Source organism: Oceanihabitans sp. 2_MG-2023, assembly GCF_030547245.1.
Lineage (GTDB): Bacteria > Bacteroidota > Bacteroidia > Flavobacteriales > Flavobacteriaceae > Oceanihabitans.
The window spans coordinates 702,561-723,580 of record NZ_JAUOQT010000001.1 but is presented as its reverse complement, the minus strand read 5'-3'; the positions used below and the strand labels follow the sequence as shown (position 1 = coordinate 723,580).

Annotated in this window: 22 protein-coding genes; all 22 read right to left on the bottom strand. The window is 31.0% G+C overall.

Annotated elements, in window-relative coordinates; translation table 11 throughout:
• Positions 1 to 4: 4 nt before the first annotated feature.
• The gene (locus Q4512_RS03105; RefSeq protein WP_303421499.1) at positions 5 to 1,375 is read right to left on the bottom strand and encodes a hypothetical protein; all 1,371 of its coding nucleotides are present in this window, start codon (positions 1,373 to 1,375) and stop codon (positions 5 to 7) included.
• Positions 1,362 to 2,423 carry an N-acetylneuraminate synthase family protein gene (locus Q4512_RS03100; protein WP_303421497.1) on the bottom strand — a complete coding sequence of 354 codons (1,062 nt, stop codon included), beginning with the start codon at positions 2,421 to 2,423 and terminating at the stop codon, positions 1,362 to 1,364. The genes Q4512_RS03105 and Q4512_RS03100 overlap by 14 nt, the downstream gene beginning before the upstream one ends.
• Position 2,424: 1 nt before the next feature.
• Positions 2,425 to 3,471 (bottom strand): nucleotidyltransferase family protein, encoded by a 1,047-nt coding sequence (locus tag Q4512_RS03095; RefSeq protein ID WP_303421495.1) that lies wholly within the window; start codon positions 3,469 to 3,471, stop codon positions 2,425 to 2,427.
• A 25-nt stretch (positions 3,472 to 3,496) separates the two neighbouring features.
• Positions 3,497 to 4,648 (bottom strand): UDP-N-acetylglucosamine 2-epimerase, encoded by a 1,152-nt coding sequence (neuC, locus tag Q4512_RS03090; protein WP_303421493.1) that lies wholly within the window; start codon positions 4,646 to 4,648, stop codon positions 3,497 to 3,499.
• A gap of 3 nt (positions 4,649 to 4,651) precedes the next feature.
• Complete coding sequence (gene neuB, locus Q4512_RS03085) at positions 4,652 to 5,656, bottom strand: N-acetylneuraminate synthase (protein ID WP_303421491.1); 1,005 nt, start codon at positions 5,654 to 5,656, stop codon at positions 4,652 to 4,654.
• A complete protein-coding gene (locus tag Q4512_RS03080) occupies positions 5,653 to 6,150 on the bottom strand; it encodes an acyltransferase (protein ID WP_303421489.1) in 498 nt (165 codons plus the stop codon). The genes neuB and Q4512_RS03080 overlap by 4 nt, the downstream gene beginning before the upstream one ends.
• Positions 6,151 to 6,202: 52 nt before the next feature.
• Entirely contained in the window at positions 6,203 to 7,015 is an 813-nt protein-coding gene (locus Q4512_RS03075; RefSeq protein WP_303421487.1) for an NAD(P)-dependent oxidoreductase, read from the bottom strand.
• A 1-nt stretch (position 7,016) separates the two neighbouring features.
• Entirely contained in the window at positions 7,017 to 7,988 is a 972-nt protein-coding gene (locus Q4512_RS03070) for an ATP-grasp domain-containing protein (protein WP_303421485.1), read from the bottom strand.
• Positions 7,989 to 8,627, bottom strand: a complete 639-nt coding sequence (locus Q4512_RS03065) for a metallophosphoesterase (protein ID WP_303421484.1) — start codon at positions 8,625 to 8,627, stop codon at positions 7,989 to 7,991. It lies immediately after the preceding gene.
• A gap of 11 nt (positions 8,628 to 8,638) precedes the next feature.
• The gene (locus Q4512_RS03060; protein WP_303421482.1) at positions 8,639 to 9,778 is read right to left on the bottom strand and encodes a LegC family aminotransferase; all 1,140 of its coding nucleotides are present in this window, start codon (positions 9,776 to 9,778) and stop codon (positions 8,639 to 8,641) included.
• A gap of 5 nt (positions 9,779 to 9,783) precedes the next feature.
• Positions 9,784 to 10,971, bottom strand: coding sequence for a UDP-N-acetylglucosamine 4,6-dehydratase (locus Q4512_RS03055; protein ID WP_303421480.1), 1,188 nt, complete (start codon positions 10,969 to 10,971; stop codon positions 9,784 to 9,786).
• Between the two features lie 42 nt (positions 10,972 to 11,013).
• A complete protein-coding gene (locus Q4512_RS03050; protein WP_303421478.1) occupies positions 11,014 to 11,556 on the bottom strand; it encodes a hypothetical protein in 543 nt (180 codons plus the stop codon).
• A 16-nt stretch (positions 11,557 to 11,572) separates the two neighbouring features.
• Positions 11,573 to 12,787, bottom strand: coding sequence for a UDP-N-acetyl-D-mannosamine dehydrogenase (wecC, locus tag Q4512_RS03045; protein WP_303421476.1), 1,215 nt, complete (start codon positions 12,785 to 12,787; stop codon positions 11,573 to 11,575).
• 94 nt (positions 12,788 to 12,881) lie between these two features.
• On the bottom strand, positions 12,882 to 14,012 hold the full coding sequence (gene wecB, locus Q4512_RS03040; protein ID WP_303421474.1) for a non-hydrolyzing UDP-N-acetylglucosamine 2-epimerase: 1,131 nt from the start codon (positions 14,010 to 14,012) through the stop codon (positions 12,882 to 12,884).
• A 180-nt stretch (positions 14,013 to 14,192) separates the two neighbouring features.
• Positions 14,193 to 15,446, bottom strand: a complete 1,254-nt coding sequence (locus tag Q4512_RS03035; protein WP_303421472.1) for a sulfate adenylyltransferase subunit 1 — start codon at positions 15,444 to 15,446, stop codon at positions 14,193 to 14,195.
• Positions 15,447 to 15,563: 117 nt separating this feature from the next.
• On the bottom strand, positions 15,564 to 16,469 hold the full coding sequence (gene cysD, locus Q4512_RS03030; protein ID WP_303421470.1) for a sulfate adenylyltransferase subunit CysD: 906 nt from the start codon (positions 16,467 to 16,469) through the stop codon (positions 15,564 to 15,566).
• Between the two features lie 254 nt (positions 16,470 to 16,723).
• Positions 16,724 to 17,698 (bottom strand): lysylphosphatidylglycerol synthase transmembrane domain-containing protein, encoded by a 975-nt coding sequence (locus tag Q4512_RS03025; protein WP_303421468.1) that lies wholly within the window; start codon positions 17,696 to 17,698, stop codon positions 16,724 to 16,726.
• 70 nt (positions 17,699 to 17,768) lie between these two features.
• Positions 17,769 to 18,359 carry an adenylyl-sulfate kinase gene (gene cysC, locus Q4512_RS03020; protein WP_303421466.1) on the bottom strand — a complete coding sequence of 197 codons (591 nt, stop codon included), beginning with the start codon at positions 18,357 to 18,359 and terminating at the stop codon, positions 17,769 to 17,771.
• A gap of 35 nt (positions 18,360 to 18,394) precedes the next feature.
• The gene (locus tag Q4512_RS03015; protein ID WP_303421464.1) at positions 18,395 to 18,829 is read right to left on the bottom strand and encodes a DUF2061 domain-containing protein; all 435 of its coding nucleotides are present in this window, start codon (positions 18,827 to 18,829) and stop codon (positions 18,395 to 18,397) included.
• Complete coding sequence (gene cysQ / locus Q4512_RS03010; RefSeq protein WP_303421462.1) at positions 18,830 to 19,624, bottom strand: 3'(2'),5'-bisphosphate nucleotidase CysQ; 795 nt, start codon at positions 19,622 to 19,624, stop codon at positions 18,830 to 18,832. It abuts the gene before it with no gap.
• Positions 19,617 to 20,477 carry a dTDP-4-dehydrorhamnose reductase gene (gene rfbD / locus Q4512_RS03005; RefSeq protein WP_303421460.1) on the bottom strand — a complete coding sequence of 287 codons (861 nt, stop codon included), beginning with the start codon at positions 20,475 to 20,477 and terminating at the stop codon, positions 19,617 to 19,619. The genes cysQ and rfbD overlap by 8 nt, the downstream gene beginning before the upstream one ends.
• Positions 20,474 to 21,019 (bottom strand): dTDP-4-dehydrorhamnose 3,5-epimerase, encoded by a 546-nt coding sequence (gene rfbC, locus Q4512_RS03000; RefSeq protein WP_303421458.1) that lies wholly within the window; start codon positions 21,017 to 21,019, stop codon positions 20,474 to 20,476. Before rfbC ends, rfbD begins: the two co-directional genes overlap by 4 nt.
• Position 21,020 lies beyond the last annotated feature (1 nt).

The window sequence follows — 21,020 nt, the reverse complement described above, 5'->3', positions numbered from 1 at the left end:
TTTATTAAATTTTAATCAATTTACTTTCGCCTAATTTATTGATAACACCAGCATAATAATTATACTTTATATTATTTCTATCAAAACGCAAAGCATGTTCTTTTTTAAACTTTAAACTTCTATCCACAATTTCTACTTTATAGTCTTCATTTCTCTTTTCCTTTTTAAAATAGGAGATCTTAATTGGATAGTTAGATTGTATAATACTATCGTTAAAAGAGACTTCATACTCTAAAGGTAAAAAAATTGTTTGTTTGTTTGCTTGTTTATAAATGATAAATTTATTTAGTTTTTTAGTATAGTCTATTAATGCATTAAATATTATTTTGTCTTTAACTTTTGTTACAGATTGAATATTGTTACCCCAAAACTCCATTAAAGAACTTTCTGTAGTCTTTATTTCTGTCTCAAAAGAGATTGGTGTTCTAATTACATTATAATCAATCTCTTTTTTCTTTCTATTAATATAAACACGCATTATGTATGCATCTTTATTTTCAAATAGAGAGACGGAATCTATGGTTTGTTTACCGTAAAGGTACTCCAAAGCTTCGTTATAATCTACCTTAGCAATATAACTAGAACCAATAGCTTCATTTAATGTTTTAAATAATTTTGGAATAAATTGTTGTGCATTCTTCCCTTTAATTTCATTTATATGCCAATGCATAAAATCTAAATAAAAACCTTTATTAGTTATTGTTTTTTTAACTTCCTTTTTAATGAAGCTTAGCGATTCTTTTTCAGATAACCCATCAGAAATAACATTAGCCCAGCTTTTAGATGCGCTTGGTCTGTTTCGTAAAAAAGAGAAGTCGCCTACAGGGTATATCGATGGATTTCCTGCATCTTTACCATAATATGTACAAATACCAACTCCTTCTTTTAAAGCGTATACTGGGAGTAGAGAACTATTTCTAGCCCCTAAGATATAATTTGGCAAACTGTCATAATAATAGTTTTTCCCACAGCCATAAGCTAACGTTGTAGGTCTTCTGTTATTAACAAGCTTTAAATTATCTAGTATAGAATCTAGTAGGGAGGCTCTATAGTTTTCGGAACATGATGGATAATATGCACTCACACCACCCCTTCCCATTTCTAGAAACTCTTTAAGACCTCGTTCCACTTTTTCTTCAAAAACATGAATAGGAATATTATGCTTTAAAGATTCAAACTCAGCAACTACAGCGCTGTATTGTCTACTTTTGTTATAGGTAGCAGAATTATCATAATATTGATCGGAACATTGTATTATAGTAGCATCTGCATTATTAAAATGACTAGAAACTTTAACTCCTAATTGTGTCTCTTTTTCTTGGCAAGAAAAGAACAACAATACAAAACTTAAGATAATTATTTTATTTATTAGCATTAAATTGACTGCTATCTGCTTTTTTAAACTCGTAAGACACGTTAGAAAAATCTATAAATTCGTCTATATTAATATCTTTATTTGCTTTTAAACCTATTAGTTTAGGTAAAAAGTATTGCAGCATGTAAGTGCTTTCATTTGTACGTTTAAAGCCTATTTTATCTAAGGTTATAATGTCTCCTTTTTTAATGTTTATTTCTGCAACTATGGCCTTTTTCATTGGGCCTGTATTACCATAACTTAATTCGCCATCCGACATTTTCAAACTACCAGTACCAACACTAGTAGTAATAATATCCATAAGTAACCTAACTTTTTTAAGTTGCTCTACACTTATTGCTGCTTGGCCGTCTATTCGCTTTTCACCTACAGCATGTGTAAAGTGTTTTTCGCAAACGTTTATACCCATGCTTATACCTAAGGTAGAAATCACTTCGTTATATTCATTTAAAGGGTCTGTATGATCTGCATAGCCAACTGGCAAATCAAAAAGATCTTTGAGCTTAATCATTTTCTTCAGGTTAATATCTTCGTAGCGTGTTGGATAATTTTGAAACCCATACATTAGAAAAATATCATTTTGCCCTAATTCATTTAATATATCGATAGCATAGGATATTTCATCAAGAGAAGATCCACCAACCCCTAATATTACAGTCCCGTTAAACTTTGCTGCTTTTTGAAGCAACAAATAATCGTTTAATCCAGTAGCATGCAACTCAATAGCTTTAATGGAATCTCCAGAATATTCTATAACAAAATCTACAGATTGCGGATCATTACATAAAACAACAGCATCTAAGCCTTTGCTTTCATTATAATGAATAGCCTTAGTCCACTCCTCTTTTGTTAAACCCCAATCTTTTACAATACTATAGGCCTCATGGTTTTTAACAAAATAATCGTCTATATTTAATAACACATGAAATTTAATAGCATCTACTCGAGCCTCTGCTCCCAAATCAATTAGTTTGTATAAAAAATCTTTATCTCCTTGATGGTGAAGAGCTGTTTCTCCTATTAAATAGGGTTTATTAACTGGTAGCATATTAAAATTTTATGTGTTGAATATCTTCTTGAGCTTGTTTAAAATCCTCGTGTTTTCCTATATCTAACCAATACCCTCTTAATGGATAAGAATGTACTTTAAAGTTTTTATCGATTAAAGCTTCCATTAAATCGGTTGCATTAAAAAAGGCATTCTTAGGTATTAAATCTAGCACTTCTTTTTTCATTAGATAAATTCCGCCGTTAGAATAATACGTGTATGTAGGTTTTTCTTTAAAACTTAACACTTCATTGTTATTGGTTTCTAAAACAGCGTATGGAATTTTCACGTCGTAAGGAATGGTAACTACAGATAAATCTGCTCCAGATTCAAGAAAACTTAAGAAAAAATCTTCGTAATCTAGATTCGTTAATATATCAGAATTGGTTACTAAAATATAATCATGCTGAAAATTATCAACCTTAGAAATAGCACCAATAGTACCAAGTGGTTCTGTTTCCCAGATGTAATCTGTTTTAATATTTTTTTGGGAACCGTCTTTAAAATAATCTTCTAATTGCTCTCCTAAATAGCGAACAGACAACCAAAAATCATCAACACCATAAGATACTAGTCTATCAATATTATGTTCAATAATAGGTTTGTCTCCAATTTTAAGTAATGGTTTTGGTGTATTATCTGTTAGTGGACGTAATCTTTGTCCGCGACCACCAGCCATTACTACAGCGTCTATTGGTAAATATGATTTAAAGAAGCGGAAGTTAATAACGTTAACAATTATATTGTCTTTATCTAGAACTGGAATAATTTTAAAATTACCTTCTCTATATTCAATTATTTTTTTAAGATTAGATTCTCCTTTACGAACAAATCGCGGATTATCTTGTATAACATCTAAAACATTATGTTCTATAGTAATACCGGTAATTAAACCTCTACGTATGTCTCCATCGGTTAACGAACCTATTAATTTGTTGTCTTTATCAACAACAAATAAAATAGCATCAAAGCCTAGTTCATTTAATTTAACTAAAGCTTCTTTTATGGTACTTTTAGCCGGTAATAAATGGTGTATAAACTGTCTCATAAAAATATTTTGTATATCTACTTTATTATAAATCGTAAAACGATTTTTTAATACTCTTTATATTCGTTTTTTTAAGAATCTCCATAATTTGTTCTGCGGTATCTCCATTACCATAAGGATTTTCTTGATTTTGAATTTGTTCCATAAAATTAGAACTTAACGATTGCTCCATCGCTTTTTCAATATCTAATTGATTTGGCATACAATTAATTACACTTTCTGGCATTAAACGTCCTTTTTGCCTGTCTCCAATATTTATTGTTGGTTTTTTAAAGACGGGAACTTCTGTAATACCGCTTGATGAATTACCTACAACAACATCTACATGTTTAATTGCAGACAGATATCTTAATTGCCCTAAAGATATAAAAGCTATCGCTTTTTCATTGTTTTTACTCACATAATCATCAATCATGTTTATAATTATTCTTCCATCCTTATCTGAATTAGGCTTAGTAAAAATTAAACTGGTGTCTTCTAAAGTGTCTAACGCTTTTAAAAGCTCACTAAATTGAGATTTAGCTGTTACGTTTTCTAAAGTTACTGGATGAAAAGTAATTAAAACGCTCTTTTTGTATAGTTTAAAATCAATAGATTTTTCGAACTCTTGTTTATTTAATAATTTTAAACTTTTAATACTATCAATTCCTATAGCTCCAACATTAAAAACACGATCTGGAGATTCTCCAAGTTGTATTACTCGTTTTTGGTATAAAGCGGTAGAGGTAAAGTGTAAATAACTCATTTTGGTAATGGCATGACGAATACCCTCATCATAAGCACCTTCTGTGGTTTCTCCTCCAGAAATATGAAACACAGGTATCCCTAGAGTATATGCAGAAATTACAACAGAAAATATTTCAGTTCTGTCTCCTAATACAATAACAATATCTGGTTTTAACTCTGTTAGAGCTTCTGAAAAAGAAATCATGGTTAAACCCATCGATTTTATAACTCCTACACCAGTATCTGAAGATAAAAGTACTTCTGCTTTTTTAATAACAGGAAAACCATCATCTTCAATTTCATTAATGGTCATACCAAACTCAGGTGACAAATGCATTCCTGTAACTAGTAATTGTAGTTCTAAGTTTTTGTCTTGGTTAACTTTGCTAATTAATGGTTTTAACAAACCATATTCTGCTCTAGTGCCAGTAACTATTGCTATTTTTCTCATGTATTAAATTATATCGTCTGGTTGATAATTTTTAGAGGCTTTAGTACCTATAACATCATACCATTTCATTGGAGATATACCAGAGCCTGGTCTTTTTACGGTAAGGTTTTGTTCTGTAAAAATCTCTCCTTCTTTTATTTCTTGTAAAGCAATAATACTTTTTCTAGCTATAACAATATTTTTCTTTTCTGAATCGGAAGGTTGTTTAACTCCGTCTCCTAAGGCAACTTCAATATTGCGTATGGATGTTACCATTTGTTTTAATTCTTGAGGTTCTAAAGACGCTCTATGATCTGGCCCTTTCATCTCACGATCTAAAGTAAAATGTTTCTCTATAACCTGCGCACCTAATGCTACTGCTGCTATTGGTATTTCGATTCCTAATGTGTGATCGGAATAACCTACAGACACTCCAAATCGTTCTTTGATAGCGTTCATTGCTTTTAGGTTAACATCTATCATTGGTGTTGGATACTCTGTATTGCAGTGTAATATGGTTATTTTTTCTTTTTGTATTCCATGATTCAAAAGCACTTGTACAGCGTCATTTACTTCTTCCATATTTGCCATACCTGTAGACATAATATAGGAAGGGAATTTTAGTTTTGCTATTTTTTCTAAATAAGGTAAGTTGGTAATTTCTCCCGATGGGATTTTAAATATATCTAACTTATATTTCGATAATAAGTCAATACTATCTAAATCGAATGCTGTAGATAAGAATTTCACATTGTATTGCTCACAATGAGCAACTAAATCATCATGCATAGCTGGTGATAACTCCAATTTTTTCACCATTTCTAATTGTGATTCTTGTTGGTCTCCAGTATTTTCAATTTGGTAATCCGCCTTTTTTGCGTTTACACTTATAACTTTCTCTGCTTTAAAGGTTTGAAATTTCACATAATCTGCTCCTGCATCTGCTGCTGCATCAATTAGTTTTTTAGCTAATTCAAAATTTCCGTTATGATTTACACCAGCTTCGGCTATAATAATTGTTTTTTTCATAATTTATTTTTCTCATTTGTAAACTTAATAACTTTAGCAGGAGCTCCTACCGCAATTGCAAAGTCTGGAATGTCTTTGGTTACTACCGAATTTGCTCCTACAACGGCATTCTTACCTATAGTTACACCTGGTAAAATTACTGTATTGATACCTAACCAACATCCTTTTTTTAATAATACAGGACTACAAGTATATCCTTGATCTTTTATTGGCTTACTAAAATCATCAAATTTATGTGTGCTACTATACACAGAAACATTGGGTCCAAATAATACATCGTCTTCAATGGTGATTATAGACTCTTTGTTTCCTGGTAAGCTAGATAATAAAGTATAAGGAGGTATAATAACTCTTTCTCCAATGATTACATTATCTGTTCCTAATATAGTACAATACGGTCTAACATCTGCAGTTGCTGCTATATGTTTGATTTTATATTTTTGAAAAAACGCCCTAAATGGTTTAAAAAACAGTAACCAATGTGTAAAATACATATCGGGTCCTATTTTGGGATATGTTAATATAAATTTAAGGTGTTTAAACATTTTAGATACTATTAATTTTATCCAAATTTAATTGAAACTTAGTCGTATTACCTTTATCTACTCGTATAATTTCGCTAGAACTATTTCCTTTTATTTTTATAATATTTTTTGCTATATCGTATACCGAAATATTCTCGTCGGCTACGTTATAAACACCTTCAATAGGGCTTTCAATAAAGGAGCTAACAGTGTTAACCAAACTAGTTATACTAATTTGCGGAATTATTCTTTCTCCATTTCCATAAACAGATATGGTATTAGATTCTTCTAATTCTTTTTCAAAAACTTTATGTATTCTAGTGTTATTCATGCCTTCTCCATGCACATAACCAACCCTTAAATTAACTAATTTAATGTTTTCATTAAATAAAAATTTAAATAGAATTTCGCTATTAAACTTTGCTAAGCCATACAAACAATCTGAATTAAAAGAAGGGTCTATGGTACTTCCTTCTAGAAACTCCCCATCAATATTAGGATACACTGCAGAACTAGAAAAGTTTATAAAGGTGCATTTATTATAGTTTTCTAATGCCTTTATAATATTGGTTTGTATTTTTAAGTTATCTGTGAATAGCGTAATATCTTTTGCTGTTTCTACAGAAGCCATTCTACTAACCAAATTAACAATTACATCAAACTGATTTTCTTTAAAATATTGTTGAACATCTAAGGTGTTCAAGAAGTCTAATGTTTGGCAGTTTTTATATCCTAAATCGGTTCTAGAAACGCCATAAACTTCATGAGTAGCTGATAAATGTTTAAAAACATTTTTCCCAACAAAACCACTAACCCCAGTTATTAAAATTTTCATTTTATACCAATTTTTCTTCGTAGTATCTTAGGGCTTTACCTTCTTTTAACGTAAAGCTTGTTTCTTCCTTTTCAAGAAGGTATTTTAAAGTATAAATAACTTCGTTATGACCAAATAAAGAACGCATATATGTTGTTCCTGAATGCCTTGGGTTAATTTCAAATAGTTTTGGGATACCGTTATTATCTACTCTTAGTTGAAGATTACAAGATCCAAATGGTTTTAACTTAACAGCTATTTGCGCTACATATTCATTTATTTTTTCTGAAAAAGAACTGCTGTATTCTGAAACTGCTGTATTTCCAGCTTTTAAAGTTCTTCTTAGCGGTATTTGTGCTTTTAGTTCATCCCCGAAAAAAATAACGCCACAGGTATATTCTGTATCATCATTACCTACCAATTCTTGAATAACTGGATTATCCACTTTTTTTATTTTATCTCTTAAATCGGCTTCAGATTCCACTTTATAAACACCAATACTTCTCGCTCCAACTCTTGGTTTAATAATTAATGGATATTTTAAACTACTAAAATCTAGACCATCGACCAAGTGAGTTTCGGGGTAATTTAAATTATTCTCTTTCAGGAATTTATAAGTTAAATACTTATCATTTCCTATGTCAATAACCCTTTTATCGCTAACAATAACATGGCAACCCGTTAATTTTTTTATTGCTTCTCTTTCAGTAGCTAAGATTGGTAATTCAAAATCTACTCCAATAAATAAAATATCTAATTTTTCTTTTATTATTAGTTTTACTAATAGGTCTAGCCAATCCTGTTCTGTAACTTCTTTTTTAAGTATATCTGGTAATACATAGTTGTTTTCACACCAAAAAGATCCTACTGTATCTTTAAAATAATCAAATCCTACTAATCTATAATTTTTTGAATACTCACTATTTTGAATACTCTTTATTATTCCTTGACCAATTAAACTACCGGTTCCTGTTACTCCTACATTAAAAATCATTTAATATATATTTTTGTTTTGATAATAATCTACACACGCTTGTGGGTATTTTTTTGATTTCATTTCTGAAATAAGATGTTTTAAATTATAGGTTGTGGATTTCATTTGAAACTCATTTGTTTCTATATCCCAAACCACGTAATTGGATACATTTATAAATGCTCTGTTTTGCCCAATACTTCCCGGATTTATTAGAAGTTTATTATTTATATATCTAATATATTGTTGATGGGAATGGCCTAATATTATATTGTTTTCTAGATTTACTTCTGTATCTCTAAATATATATCGTTTTTCTCCTAAAGTATGAATCAATTCAAATTCATTAAACAACAGGCTATTTTTATATTTAGAAGTCGCTTCTTTTTTAGTAAAATCTGGATATGTTTTATTAAAAAACATTTGCACTAATGGGTGCTCTACATTACAAACTCCATTATTAAAATATTCTTCATGGTTTCCTAAAATATTATAACAATTTTTAAACGTAGCTATAAGATCAACACACTCATTACTCCATGGTCCATAATTAACTACATCTCCAATGTTGAGATATCCCTCAATATCTGGTTCGTTTTTTAGGACATTCTCTAATGCCGGTAAGTTGCCATGAACATCTGAAAAAACTAAGTATTTCACGATTCTAATATTTAAATAATAACACTACTTGGTATATTAACTACTCTATCTTCTAGCCAGGTAGCATTTTCTAAGTCTCCAGTTTGAGCTGCACCATAGATAGACAAGTTATTCATTAATTTCCAAATTGGTCTTGTCATAACACCATTATCATTGGTTTCCTCTAAAAAACTATTTCTTTCTTTTAGATCAGAAAAGATTAAGGCATTCAACCAATAATTAGATTTTGTATTATCTGGTTCTAAAACAAATTGCTGCGCTTTATCTTTAAAAAAGTTTTGATATACCGAAGCTAACTCTCTTTTATTTTTTATATAACTAGGAAGGCTCTCCATTTGCGCACAACCTAAAGCTGCATTAAGATTAGGGAGTCTATAATTATATGCTATCATATCATGTTCAAAATCCCAGCGATGAGGGATTTTAGCCGTTGTAGTAATATGTTTTGCTTTTTTTGCAAGAGCTTCATTATTGGTAAGAATCATACCACCTCCACCAGTTGTAATGGTTTTGTTTCCATTAAAACTTAATGTACCTAATAAACCTGAAGTACCTGTGTGTTTGCCGTTGTAATAACTACCTAAAGATTCTGCTGCGTCTTCTACAACTTCAATATTATATTTTTGACACACCGTAATTAATTCGTTTATATTAATAGGCAAACCAAAAGTATGCATAGGAACTACTGCTTTAATTTTGCGTTTGGTAGTTTTGTTTATACATTCGCCATGAATCATTTCGGTATTATTAGCTAAAAAGTGTGCTAATTTTTCTGGAGATAAACCTAAAGTATTTCTATCCACATCTACAAAAACTGGCTTAGCTCCAATATAACTTAAAGCATTACAAGTTGCTATAAATGTTAAGGGTTGTGTAATAACCTCATCGTTTTGTTCTACACCTGCCATTAATAAGGCGATATGTAATGCAGCGGTACCATTTACAGTTGCAATTGCGTATTTTGCTCCTGTATATTTTGCTACATCTGCTTCAAACTGATCTACAAATTTACCTACGCTAGATACAAAAGTAGAATCGATACATTCATTTAAATACTTTTTCTCGTTACCCACAAATCGAGGTTCATGAAGTGGTATAAATTGATCTGTATTATACAGTTCCTTAATAAAATTAATAGTGTCTTTATACATAGGTATTACATCTTACTGTCTAAATATTTACCGGTTTCTTTATGTCCGAAATTAGGAATCATTTTAAAAAACAGCGCTACTATTTCTTCTTTATTCCAGCGTTTATCCTTTTTTAATTTTTGAATAGTACTTGTAAACATTTCCAGCAAATCATTATTATAATTTGCTTCATTTTTAATTATTCCTAAGTTTTCAAAGCGATTCATGTCTAGTGTTTCTCCTTCGGTAAAAAATTCTTCAAAATCTTTTTCTCCAGTGGTATCGCTTGGAGTAAATAGACAAGGCCATTTTCCTTCTTGTGGAAGTGTATTTATTAGACTTCTTGCTTCGTCTTCGGTTTTACATAAATACGGTTCTAAATTTAATTCTTTTAAATATTTAACCGCTATATCTGCAAATGAAATTAGGTGTAAGTTTTCGCTTAACTTTGGAAAGAAAATATCTCTATTTTCACCAAATATGCAGGACATTAAACATAGTTCTCCGGATTCTTTAGGGATTACAAAGTAGCGTTTAATATCGTTTGGTGCGACAATAGGTTGCCCTTTTTTTATACGTTGATCGAAACCATGTAATAAGGAACCGTCTGAAAAAGCAACGTTTGCAAAACGTGCTGTCGATATTTTAATATCTTTACTTTTACGCATTAAAAACATTTCCATAATACGTTTCGAAGCTCCCATCATGTTCACAGGATTTGCTGCTTTATCTGTAGATACACAAAAGTATTTTTTAACACCTTTTTGTATAGATTGCTCTAGTGTTTTTTCGGTATTAAAAACATTTACATCAATCATTCGCATTAAAGTAAATGGATCTTTTTCGCTTCTTACATGTTTTAAAGCGGAAAGGTTTAATACATAATCGTATTTACCATCTGCTTCAATAAAGGCATCATACTCGATAGAGCCAATATCTAGTGCAAAGGTTTGAAAATCGCCATCGATATAGCCATGCGAGCTTCTTAAATCTCTTACCACTTCCACTAGGTTATTTTCACTAATATCTACAACATGAAGTTTTAATGGGTTTCTTTTAAAAATCTCTTTTACTACGGCTTGACCAATAGATCCTGCACCTCCAATAACTAAAAAAGTGGACGCAGCAACAATGCTACTTAACTCTTCTTCATGATTGTTAATGTCTGCAATAAAAAGTTCTTTTTCTCTTCCTATTAAATTGAGTTTGTTCATCTAGTTTAATGTCTTTAATTTAGACTATATGGATAAGTGTTATTAGTTTACTAAAATAGTATCGTCATACTGTACTCTAAAAACGTCTGTTTTTGTTTTCACATTCATTACTCCAATTACTGTTTTTTTGAAGCCTAATAATTCGCTATCAAAAGCTTTAAATAATACGTGTTCTTCATCATAGTCTTTAATAGACTTTAAATTAACCCAATAAGATGCTACTCCTGCTTTTTGAAATCTTTTGTCTAATTTTTCTACATCACCTTCGTAAGCAAAATTTTGAATAAACAGAGAATAATCTCCGTTTTTATATAAATCTATATTTTCAGAACCTAAAAACACTTTAATAAGAAACTTATTTCCTTCTGTATTCTGTATTTGCGCTTTTACTAGATTAAGACCATCACCTTCGTAAACAGTATCGTTTAATTGGACTACGTTTGCTGGTAATTTAGGCATTTCTGGTTCTTCTACTTCTGGTTGTACAACCTCAACTTCGGGAATTACATTTTCAACTTCTTTCTTTTCGCTTTTACAAGAAACTAATGCACTTACTAATACTATTGTTAATAATACTTTTTTCATAATTCTATTTTATATTTTACTTATTTAATACTCCACAAAAATCTAAAACGACTTTATCGTTAGATAATTGTAATGTTGAAAATTCTTTATGTGCTACCAAAAATACAATAATATCGGCTTCTTGTGCAGCTGTTTGGTAATTGGTTAATTTAAAGACTTTATGCGACTCTATATTTGGCTCTACAATAAAATATGCTTCGTTATTCGCATTTTGTAATACTTTTTGAGCTATATATTTTGCAGGAGATTCTCTTAAATCATCAATATTTGGTTTAAAAGCTAAGCCCATTAAGGCAATACTAGGTTTTCTACCGTGTTTTAATTCGAATTGTAACTTGGCAGTTTGTACTTTTTCTGCACACCAAAAAGATTTATAATTATTTATTTCTCTGGCTTTACCTATTATTTGGGATTCAGCTGGATAATCTGCAACTATAAAATATGGATCTACTGCAATGCAATGACCACCAACACCACAACCAGGTTGTAAAATATTTACTCTTGGGTGTTTGTTTGCCAATTTAATAAGCTCCCAAACATTAATGTCTGCCTTATCACATATTAAAGATAACTCATTGGCAAATGCAATTTGTACATCTCTAGATGAGTTCTCTACCAATTTACACATTTCTGCAGTTCTAGCATTTGTTTCGTGTAAATCCCCTTTAATAAATTGACGATAAAAGGCTAATGCTTTTTGAGTTGCCTTTTCGTTTACACCACCAATTACACGATCATTATGTACTAATTCGTACATTACGTTTCCTGGCAATACACGTTCTGGGCAATACGCAATATTAATTTTATTAGTTAATTCTGGTCTTTCACTATAAATAAGATCCATCATCTTTTCAGTTGTCCCAATAGGAGAAGTCGATTCTATAATATATAAATCGTCTTGCTTTAAAAGAGGAAGTATGGCTCTTGTTGCTGCTTCTACAAAAGAAATATCTGGTTCATTTTTTGCCTTAAAAGGAGTAGGTACAACAATTAAGTAGGTGTTAGCTTCAACTGGAGTTGTTGCTGCCTTTAAATAACCTTCTTTTACTGCTGTAGCTACTGCTATATCCAATTCTGGTTCTACAATGTGTATTTTCCCTGCATTAATAGTCTCTACAACTTTTGGGTTAATATCTACACCATGAACATGGGTTTTATTTTGTGCAATTAATGCTGCTGTAGGCAGACCTATATAACCTAGGCCTATCATTACTACTTCTGGATTGTTCATTTTCTATTATTATTTCTTGGCTAGAATTCAAGTTTTTAGAGGAATTAATATCTAATTGATGCTCTTCTCAACTAAAAACAAAAACAATAGCGTCTTATTTTTGTAACAATTTAATATGGTTTACTATTTTTTTACAAGCTGTACCATCTCCATAAGGGTTATGTAGTAAGCTCATCGCTTTGTAATTATCAACATTATTTAAAAGATTATTAGCCTCTTGAATTATTTTGTTGGTATCTGTACCTACTAAAAGTACCGTACCTGCATCTACAGCTTCTGGTCTTTCGGTAGTATCTCGCATTACCAAAACAGGTTTCCCTAAACTTGGTGCTTCTTCTTGTACGCCACCACTATCTGTGATAATTAAATAAGACTTATTCATTAGCCACACAAAAGCTGGATAAGATAAAGGTTTAATAAGCATTATGTTATCTATACCTCCTAATAATTCGTAAACTGGTTTTTGCACATTAGGATTTAAATGTACAGGATAGATTATTTGAGTGTCTGGGTTTTCTAAAGCTATTTGCTTTAAAGCGTTGCAAATATTAATAAACCCTTGCCCGTGGTTTTCTCTTCTATGTCCTGTAACTAAGATTAACTTTTTAGAGTTATCTAGTACTGGTTTTAGGGTTTCAATTTCAGGGTCAGAAAAATTAGCTGAGTTCACTTTATTATTGCTAAACTCTAAAGCATCAATTACGGTATTACCAGTAACTATTACGCTTTTATCTGCTATATTTTCGTTTAGTAAGTTTTGCCTAGAAGTTTGGGTTGGTGCAAAATGAAAATCGGAAATTCTTCCAGCAATACTTCTATTAATTTCTTCCGGAAAAGGAGATCTTTTATTAAATGTTCTTAATCCCGCTTCTACATGACAAACTTGTGCTCCAGAATAAAAAGCCGCAATACTAGTAGCCATGGTAGTTGTTGTATCTCCATGTACATACACATAGTCTGGTTTAAACTCTTCTAAGATTGGTTTTAACTCGGTAATTATATCTGCAGTTAAGGAATATAGGTTTTGATTTGGTTTCATTAAATCCAAATCGTAATCTGGTTTAATTTCGAAAAAATCTAGAACCTGATCTAGCATTTCTCTGTGTTGTGCAGTAATACAAACTTTGGTTACAAAATGCTCGTTTTCGCTTTCAAAAGCTTTTACTAATGGGGCCATTTTAATTGCTTCTGGACGTGTACCAAAAACGATAAGATTTTTTTTCATTTATTAATCTTTTTACTTATTTAATGAAACTTTAAAATTCATTTAAGGTTACAAAAGTACTATAAATAAAATGTTTAGCAATATTTAGTTTCGTACGATGTGTTACCAAGCTACAAAATACAAAAAAACAAGTCAACCGGTAAAATACCCCTTTTAACGTCTTTTACAAAACCCTCCAGCTTAAACAATCATTCCTGCTGCAACAGTTTCGTTGGTGGTAGTGTCTATTAAAACAATACTTCCTGTGCTTCTATTTTCTCTGTAAGCATCTACCATTAAAGGTTTTGTAGTTCGTATTTTAAGTTTTGCTATATCATTCATATTTAAATCTTTATCCTCTGTATTTCTACCTAAAGTATTAATATCAATTTTATAAATTACATCTTTAATCATTGCCTGTTGCAAATTAGAGGTATGTTGAATAGCGTATTTAGCTCTTGGTTTGGCAGGTTTATTATTTAACCAACATAACATTACTTCTATGTCTTGTGTTGCCGTTGGTTTATTATTGGAACGCACAATCATGTCTCCACGACTAATATCGATATCGTCTTCTAGAGTTATGGATACAGACATAGGAGCATATGCTTCTGTAAGATTTTTATCTAAAGCATCTATAGATTTTATAATAGAATTAAAGCCAGAAGGCATAACAGTAATAGCATCTCCAACTCTAAATACACCACTTGCAACCCTACCAGCATATCCTCTATAATCTCTATGAGAATCATTTTGAGGTCTTAAAACAGTTTGTACAGGAAAACGTGCGTCTACTTTATTAATATCGCTACTAATATGCATCGTTTCTAGCGTATGTAGCATTGGAGCACCTTGATACCAAGGCATATTATCTAGTTTATTTACTACATTATCTCCATTTAACGCACTCATGGGTATAAAGCGCACATCTGTTACTAACATTTTGGAAGCGATGTCTTCAAATTGTCTAATGATTTTATTGTAAACTTCTTCAGAATAATCTACTAAATCCATTTTATTGATACAAACAATAATATGAGGTATTTGAAGTAAGGAAGCTATAAAGGCATGTCTTTTTGTTTGTTCTACTACTCCTTTTCTTGCATCAATTAATATTGTTGCTACATTTGCTGTAGATGCTCCTGTTACCATATTACGAGTATATTGTATATGTCCTGGAGTATCTGCAATAATAAATTTACGTTTTGGTGTTGTAAAATATCTGTAGGCAACATCTATCGTAATTCCTTGCTCGCGTTCATCACGTAAGCCATCTGTAAATAGAGCTAAATCTACACCTTCATGCCCTTTTTTATTACTTGTTTTTGTTATTGCTTCAAGTTGGTCTTCAAATATTGATTTAGAATCATATAATAAACGACCAATTAAAGTGCTTTTCCCATCATCTACACTTCCTGCTGTAGTAAAACGTAATAGTTGATTATTGTCTAACATTTTTTGCTTTTTTATAATTTGAAAAGACCTACCTAAAAATGGATTTGGAACTTTCCTTCAAAATATATTTTTGATTTTAGTAATACTGAAAGTGATTTTCTCTTTAATTAATGATTTTTAGAAATATCCTTGGCGTTTTCTATCTTCCATTGCAGATTCAGATCGTTTATCATCACTTCGGTTTCCTCTTTCTGTATTTCGCATTCCTGCAACTTCTGCAGCTATTTTCTCTAATGTATCTGCTTCCGATTCGTCTCCTCCGGTGATCGTAATATCGCCTAAGGTTCTAAAACGTATTTTTTTAGTTACAACTTCTTCGTGTTCTTCTAAAACTAAAAATTCGGAGTAAGGAATCCATGTGTCTTGTCTCCAAACAACTTCTCGTTCGTGTGCAAAGTATAAAGATGGTATCGCAATATTTTCTCTTTTAATGTAATTCCAAACATCCATTTCTGTCCAGTTACTTATTGGAAATGCTCTAAAATGCTCGCCTTCAAAGTGCTTACCGTTAAAGATATTCCATAATTCTGGTCTTTGGTTTTTTGGGTCCCATTGCCCAAAATCGTCTCGATGTGAAAAGAAACGTTCTTTTGCTCTTGCTTTTTCTTCATCACGTCTTCCTCCACCAATAGCACAGTCTATTTTATTAGATTCTATAGCATCTAAAAGCGTTGTTGTTTGAAGTGCGTTACGTGTTGCATTTTTACCTTTTTCTTCTGCTACTCTACCTTCATCTATAGATTCTTGTACAGAACCAACAATTAATTCTACACCTAATTCTGTAATGGTATTATCTCTAAATTGAATAGTCTCCGGGAAATTATGTCCTGTATCGACATGCATTAATGGGAATGGTATTTTAGCTGGATAAAATGCTTTTTTAGCTAAATGTGTTACTAAAATAGAGTCTTTTCCTCCAGAAAACAATATCACTGGATTTTCAAATTGTGCCCAAACTTCACGCAATACAAAAATTGCTTCACTTTCTAATTCGTCTAAATAATTTAAGTAATATTTACTCATTGCTCCAATTTTAAATTTGATTTAAGATAATTCATGGCAACATGAACTGCTTCTTCAAATATTTTAATAATAGTTACCTATTAGTATCCTTTTAAATAGGTGTAAAACTTTCGGCAAAGTTAACATCTTTAACGATATTTTGTATGTATAAACAATTTTTTTTAAGCTGTAAAACTAAGAATAATATAAAACGAACTCTTTAAAATATGGTCCTTAAAACATCTGTGTTTCGATTATAACTTGAACACATAAAACTACTTGAGGTTTTTCTGCTTTTTGTTGAAAATTGGTAAGTATACAAAAGAAATTATACCAAAAACGATAATCATAAACGTTTGAGAGGTCCAAATAATCCATCCAAATGCATAGCTAGGCTCTTCTGTTAAACCAAATAAGGTTAATGCAGACAGCACTGCTGCTGGGTAAAAAAACACCCCTCCATTTGTTGTTGCTACAGTAAAACTTGCTGCAATAAACGCTACTATTAGTGAAGAAAAAGGAGCTCCATGTAATTCTTGAACAGAAAAGGATGTGATATAAAACATTAAAATATACATTACCCAAATAAAAACAGTGTGAAAAATAAAAGCGCCTTTGTTTTTCATATTACGAACACTTGTAATTCCTTCTAAAAGTCCATTAGCAAAACCTTTGATTTTATTTGCTGTTTTTCCTTTTGATTTTTTTATATAAAAAATAAGTAAAGCAAGTGCCAAAGACATTACTAGTACAAGGATTATTATTTTTTGTGGATGCAGTTTTTCTATTAAAATATTATAGATAAAATCGAATTGAAAAAACAAAGTAACCACACAAATTAAAAGCACCATTATTACATCGAAAACTCTTTCGGTTACAATAGTTCCAAAACTTTTTTCGAAAGGAACGCCTTCATAATTTGTAGCAACTGCTGCTCGAAGCACTTCGCCAGATCTTGGAATTCCAAAATTTGCTAAATAAGCAATAAAAATAGACATTATACTGTTTTGGGTTTTAATTGAATACCCCATTGGTTTTAGCATGTAGTTCCATCTATAGGCTCTAGATAAATGACTTAAAACGCCAAAAAAAACTCCTAATACAATCCACCAATAATTAGCCTTTTTAAAATAGGGAACAATTTCAGAAATTGGTAATCTTGAAAAAGTTAACCAACCAAAAAAAACAGCCAAAACTATTGGAAGTATAATTTTTAAATTTTTTAATATTGGATTGGATTTTTTACTCAAAATTATTTATTATGAAAGTTACACAAAAAAACTCCTTTGTTAAAAAGCGTCGAAGGGTTAAGCGCTCTTTTTATTTTAACTTAGGTTTTATATAATTTAAAATGGTATTTACAGCCTCTTCAACCGTACATTCTTCGGTTTTAATTTCAATATCTGGGTTTTGAGGTGCTTCATATGGTGACGAAATTCCTGTCATATTTTTTATTTCTCCAGCTCTTGATTTCTTGTAAAGACCTTTCACATCTCTACGTTCACATTCTTCTAAACTTGTATTAATAAAAACTTCTAAGAAATTAACGTCTTTAACAATCGCTTTAATGTTCTCTCTATCTTTTCTATAAGGGGAAACAAATGCTGCAAGAACTACTAATCCTGCATCTACCATTAAGTTTGCTATTTCTGCTATTCTTCTTATATTTTCGGTTCTATCTTCTGGAGCAAAGCTTAGGTCTTTATTAATACCTTTTCTTATGTTATCTCCATCTAAACTATACGTTTTTACACCTAATTTATAGAGTTCTTGTTCTACTACATTTGCAATTGTTGATTTTCCAGAGCCCGAAAGTCCTGTAAACCAAATTAAAAAAGATTTGTGTTTATTTTTTTCTTCTCTATCTTTTTTGGAAACTTGATAGCTATGTGGAATTATATTTTCTTTCATCTACTTAACGAATTTCTTTTTAGTTATCAAACAACTTATTTTTTTAGATTTTTTCGTCCTAAAAGCCCAAAGTCTATTTTGTACCAAGCACGTTCATGAACATAATACAACAGCATTTTTGTAATTACTTCTGCGAAACCTATTTTAAGTCCCATTAACGGGTTTCCAGAAATTAGCCAAGCTAGCACCATAGTGTCCATTGTGCCAATAACACGCCAAGTAACGGTTTTTGCTATATGGCGTTTTCTACTTTCTAAAATCCGACCGTCTTTAGAGAGGTTTATTTTAAACCAAACACGCTCGTGGAGGTAGTATAAAGTCATTTTTGTAATCACTTCTGCAAAACCTATTTTTAGTCCTACAAAAGGATCACCTGTGATAGCCCATGATAATACAATAGTATCTAAAGTACCTATAAACCTCCAAGTAAGGGTTTTTGCTATATGTCTTTTATAAGATACATCTGCCATCTATTTACTAACTAAAAAATAACTGTTTAATAAATTTTCTTTATTATATAAAAGAGGTTGGTTCGTCTCTTTAGAGATAACTTGTAAGCCTACTGCATTACATATAGCATGACCAGCAGCGGTATCCCACTCCATTGTAGGTGCAAATCTTGGGTACACATCTGCCTTACCTTCTGCAACTAAACAAAACTTTAAGGAGCTTCCTTTTGAAACTACTTCTACTTTTTTTCCTTCTTTTTTTATGGATTCAATAAAATCTAAAGTTTCTTGGCTCATGTGCGAGCGACTTCCAACAACTTGAACTGGGTTCGATTCTGGTGCTTTAGGCTGTAATATCGATGCAGAATGAATCACCTCATCTAAAGAAGTGTCATGTGATTCTAATTGCGCCTTAAAAGCTTCTTTAGTAGCTACATTTGCATAATAAATAGTTTTTGTTACAGGCACATAAATAACACCTAATTCTGGCTTACCATTTCTTACTAAAGCAATGTTTACAGTGAATTCGCCATTGCGTTTAATAAATTCTTTAGTACCATCGACAGGGTCTACAACCCAACAGGTTTTCCAATCTTTTCTTATACTATAATCTGTTTGTTTATTTTCTTCGCTAATAATTGGAAATTCTGTATTTACTAAATACGAATTAATTATGTCGTTCGCTTTTTTATCTGCTTCTGTTAACGGAGATTTATCGTCTTTTATTTCCACATTAAAAGCGGTATCATAGACTTGCATAATTATTTTTCCAGCTTCTAAGCTTGCTTGTATTGCTATTTGTAGATTTTTATTCATTATTATTTGCTATTGCTTTTCTTAAACTAACCCTCCAATGTGGTATTTCTATTTTAAGATTTGTTTTTATTTTAGTTTTATCTAATACACTAAAATGTGGTCTTTTTGCTGGTGTTGGATAGGCTTCTGATTTTATTGGTAATACATTTATGTCAATATTACTTTCTTCAAAAATAGCTTTTGCAAAATCATACCAACTAGCAACACCTTCATTGCTATAATGATAAGTGCCATATTGTTTATTGTTTGTCGTAATAATTTTAAGCATAATTTCTGCTAAATCTGTTGTGTATGTTGGTGTTCCTATTTGATCGGAAACCACATTTATCTTCTTTCTCTCTTTGGATAATTTTATCATGGTTTTCATGAAGTTATTTCCGTTTTGAGAATACAACCAAGAAGTTCTTATAATAAAATACTTTTCTAATTTTTTTATTATTTCAATTTCTCCCTCTAGTTTGGTAGTTCCGTAAACACCAGTTGGCTTTGTTGTGTCTTTTTCGGTATATGCTACAGATTTTTCGCCATTAAATACAAAGTCTGTAGATATTTGAATTAAGGCAACGTTTTTATTAGCACATACTAGTGCTAGATTTTTTACTCCTAACACATTTACTTTTTTTGCTTTTTCAGGCTCTTTTTCAGCTTTGTCTACAGCTGTATATGCAGCGCAGTTTATACACCAATCTATTTTATTTGTATAAAAAAACGTTTCGACTTGATTCGATTTGGTAATATCTAAATCTAAGGTACTTGCAAAAATAAAATCTAAATTTTTAAATTTTGTTTTTAAGGAAGCTAGTGTTTTTCCTAACTGTCCATTTGCCCCCGTTACAAGTACTTTTGTTTTCATTTAAATAGCTTTTCAAACGTTGGAAGCTGTAAGTCTTTTTCAGAAAAAATAAGTGCTTCTCTCGGAAAACCCCAATCGATATTTATAGTCTTGTCGTTGTAAATAATTCCGGCTTCTGCGGATTTATTATAATAATTATCACATTTATAATTAAAAACGGTATGGTCTTCTAATACCAAGAAACCATGCCCAAATCCACGAGGAATAAATAATTGTTTTTTTTGGATTGCATCTAAAACTACAGAGAAGTATTTACCAAAGGTTGGAGATGTTTCTCTAAGGTCTACACAAACATCTAACACACTACCTTGTGTAACTCTAACTAACTTTGCTTGCGCATGAGCTCCCGTTTGAAAATGCAAACCTCTTAAAACCCCTTTAGAGGATTTTGATTCGTTGTCTTGTACAAAAACGATCTTATTTTGTATTGCCTTATTAAAAGTTTCTTGATTAAAGCTTTCCATAAAATAGCCACGAGAATCCAGATGTACTTTTGGTATTATTACAAAACAGTCTTTTAAATACGTTTCTTCTACAAGCATA

Coding starts and splice junctions, on each gene's coding strand:
- Q4512_RS03105 (WP_303421499.1), bottom strand. CDS start 1,375: ATGCTAATAAATAAAATAATTATCTTAAGTTTTGTATTGTTGTTCTTT.
- Q4512_RS03100 (WP_303421497.1), bottom strand. CDS start 2,423: ATGCTACCAGTTAATAAACCCTATTTAATAGGAGAAACAGCTCTTCAC.
- Q4512_RS03095 (WP_303421495.1), bottom strand. CDS start 3,471: ATGAGACAGTTTATACACCATTTATTACCGGCTAAAAGTACCATAAAA.
- neuC (WP_303421493.1), bottom strand. CDS start 4,648: ATGAGAAAAATAGCAATAGTTACTGGCACTAGAGCAGAATATGGTTTG.
- neuB (WP_303421491.1), bottom strand. CDS start 5,656: ATGAAAAAAACAATTATTATAGCCGAAGCTGGTGTAAATCATAACGGA.
- Q4512_RS03080 (WP_303421489.1), bottom strand. CDS start 6,150: ATGTATTTTACACATTGGTTACTGTTTTTTAAACCATTTAGGGCGTTT.
- Q4512_RS03075 (WP_303421487.1), bottom strand. CDS start 7,015: ATGAAAATTTTAATAACTGGGGTTAGTGGTTTTGTTGGGAAAAATGTT.
- Q4512_RS03070 (WP_303421485.1), bottom strand. CDS start 7,988: ATGATTTTTAATGTAGGAGTAACAGGAACCGGTAGTTTAATTGGTCAA.
- Q4512_RS03060 (WP_303421482.1), bottom strand. CDS start 9,778: ATGTATAAAGACACTATTAATTTTATTAAGGAACTGTATAATACAGAT.
- Q4512_RS03055 (WP_303421480.1), bottom strand. CDS start 10,971: ATGAACAAACTCAATTTAATAGGAAGAGAAAAAGAACTTTTTATTGCA.
- Q4512_RS03050 (WP_303421478.1), bottom strand. CDS start 11,556: ATGAAAAAAGTATTATTAACAATAGTATTAGTAAGTGCATTAGTTTCT.
- wecC (WP_303421476.1), bottom strand. CDS start 12,787: ATGAACAATCCAGAAGTAGTAATGATAGGCCTAGGTTATATAGGTCTG.
- wecB (WP_303421474.1), bottom strand. CDS start 14,012: ATGAAAAAAAATCTTATCGTTTTTGGTACACGTCCAGAAGCAATTAAA.
- Q4512_RS03035 (WP_303421472.1), bottom strand. CDS start 15,446: ATGTTAGACAATAATCAACTATTACGTTTTACTACAGCAGGAAGTGTA.
- cysD (WP_303421470.1), bottom strand. CDS start 16,469: ATGAGTAAATATTACTTAAATTATTTAGACGAATTAGAAAGTGAAGCA.
- cysC (WP_303421466.1), bottom strand. CDS start 18,359: ATGAAAGAAAATATAATTCCACATAGCTATCAAGTTTCCAAAAAAGAT.
- Q4512_RS03015 (WP_303421464.1), bottom strand. CDS start 18,829: ATGGCAGATGTATCTTATAAAAGACATATAGCAAAAACCCTTACTTGG.
- cysQ (WP_303421462.1), bottom strand. CDS start 19,624: ATGAATAAAAATCTACAAATAGCAATACAAGCAAGCTTAGAAGCTGGA.
- rfbD (WP_303421460.1), bottom strand. CDS start 20,477: ATGAAAACAAAAGTACTTGTAACGGGGGCAAATGGACAGTTAGGAAAA.
- rfbC (WP_303421458.1), bottom strand. CDS start 21,019: ATGCTTGTAGAAGAAACGTATTTAAAAGACTGTTTTGTAATAATACCA.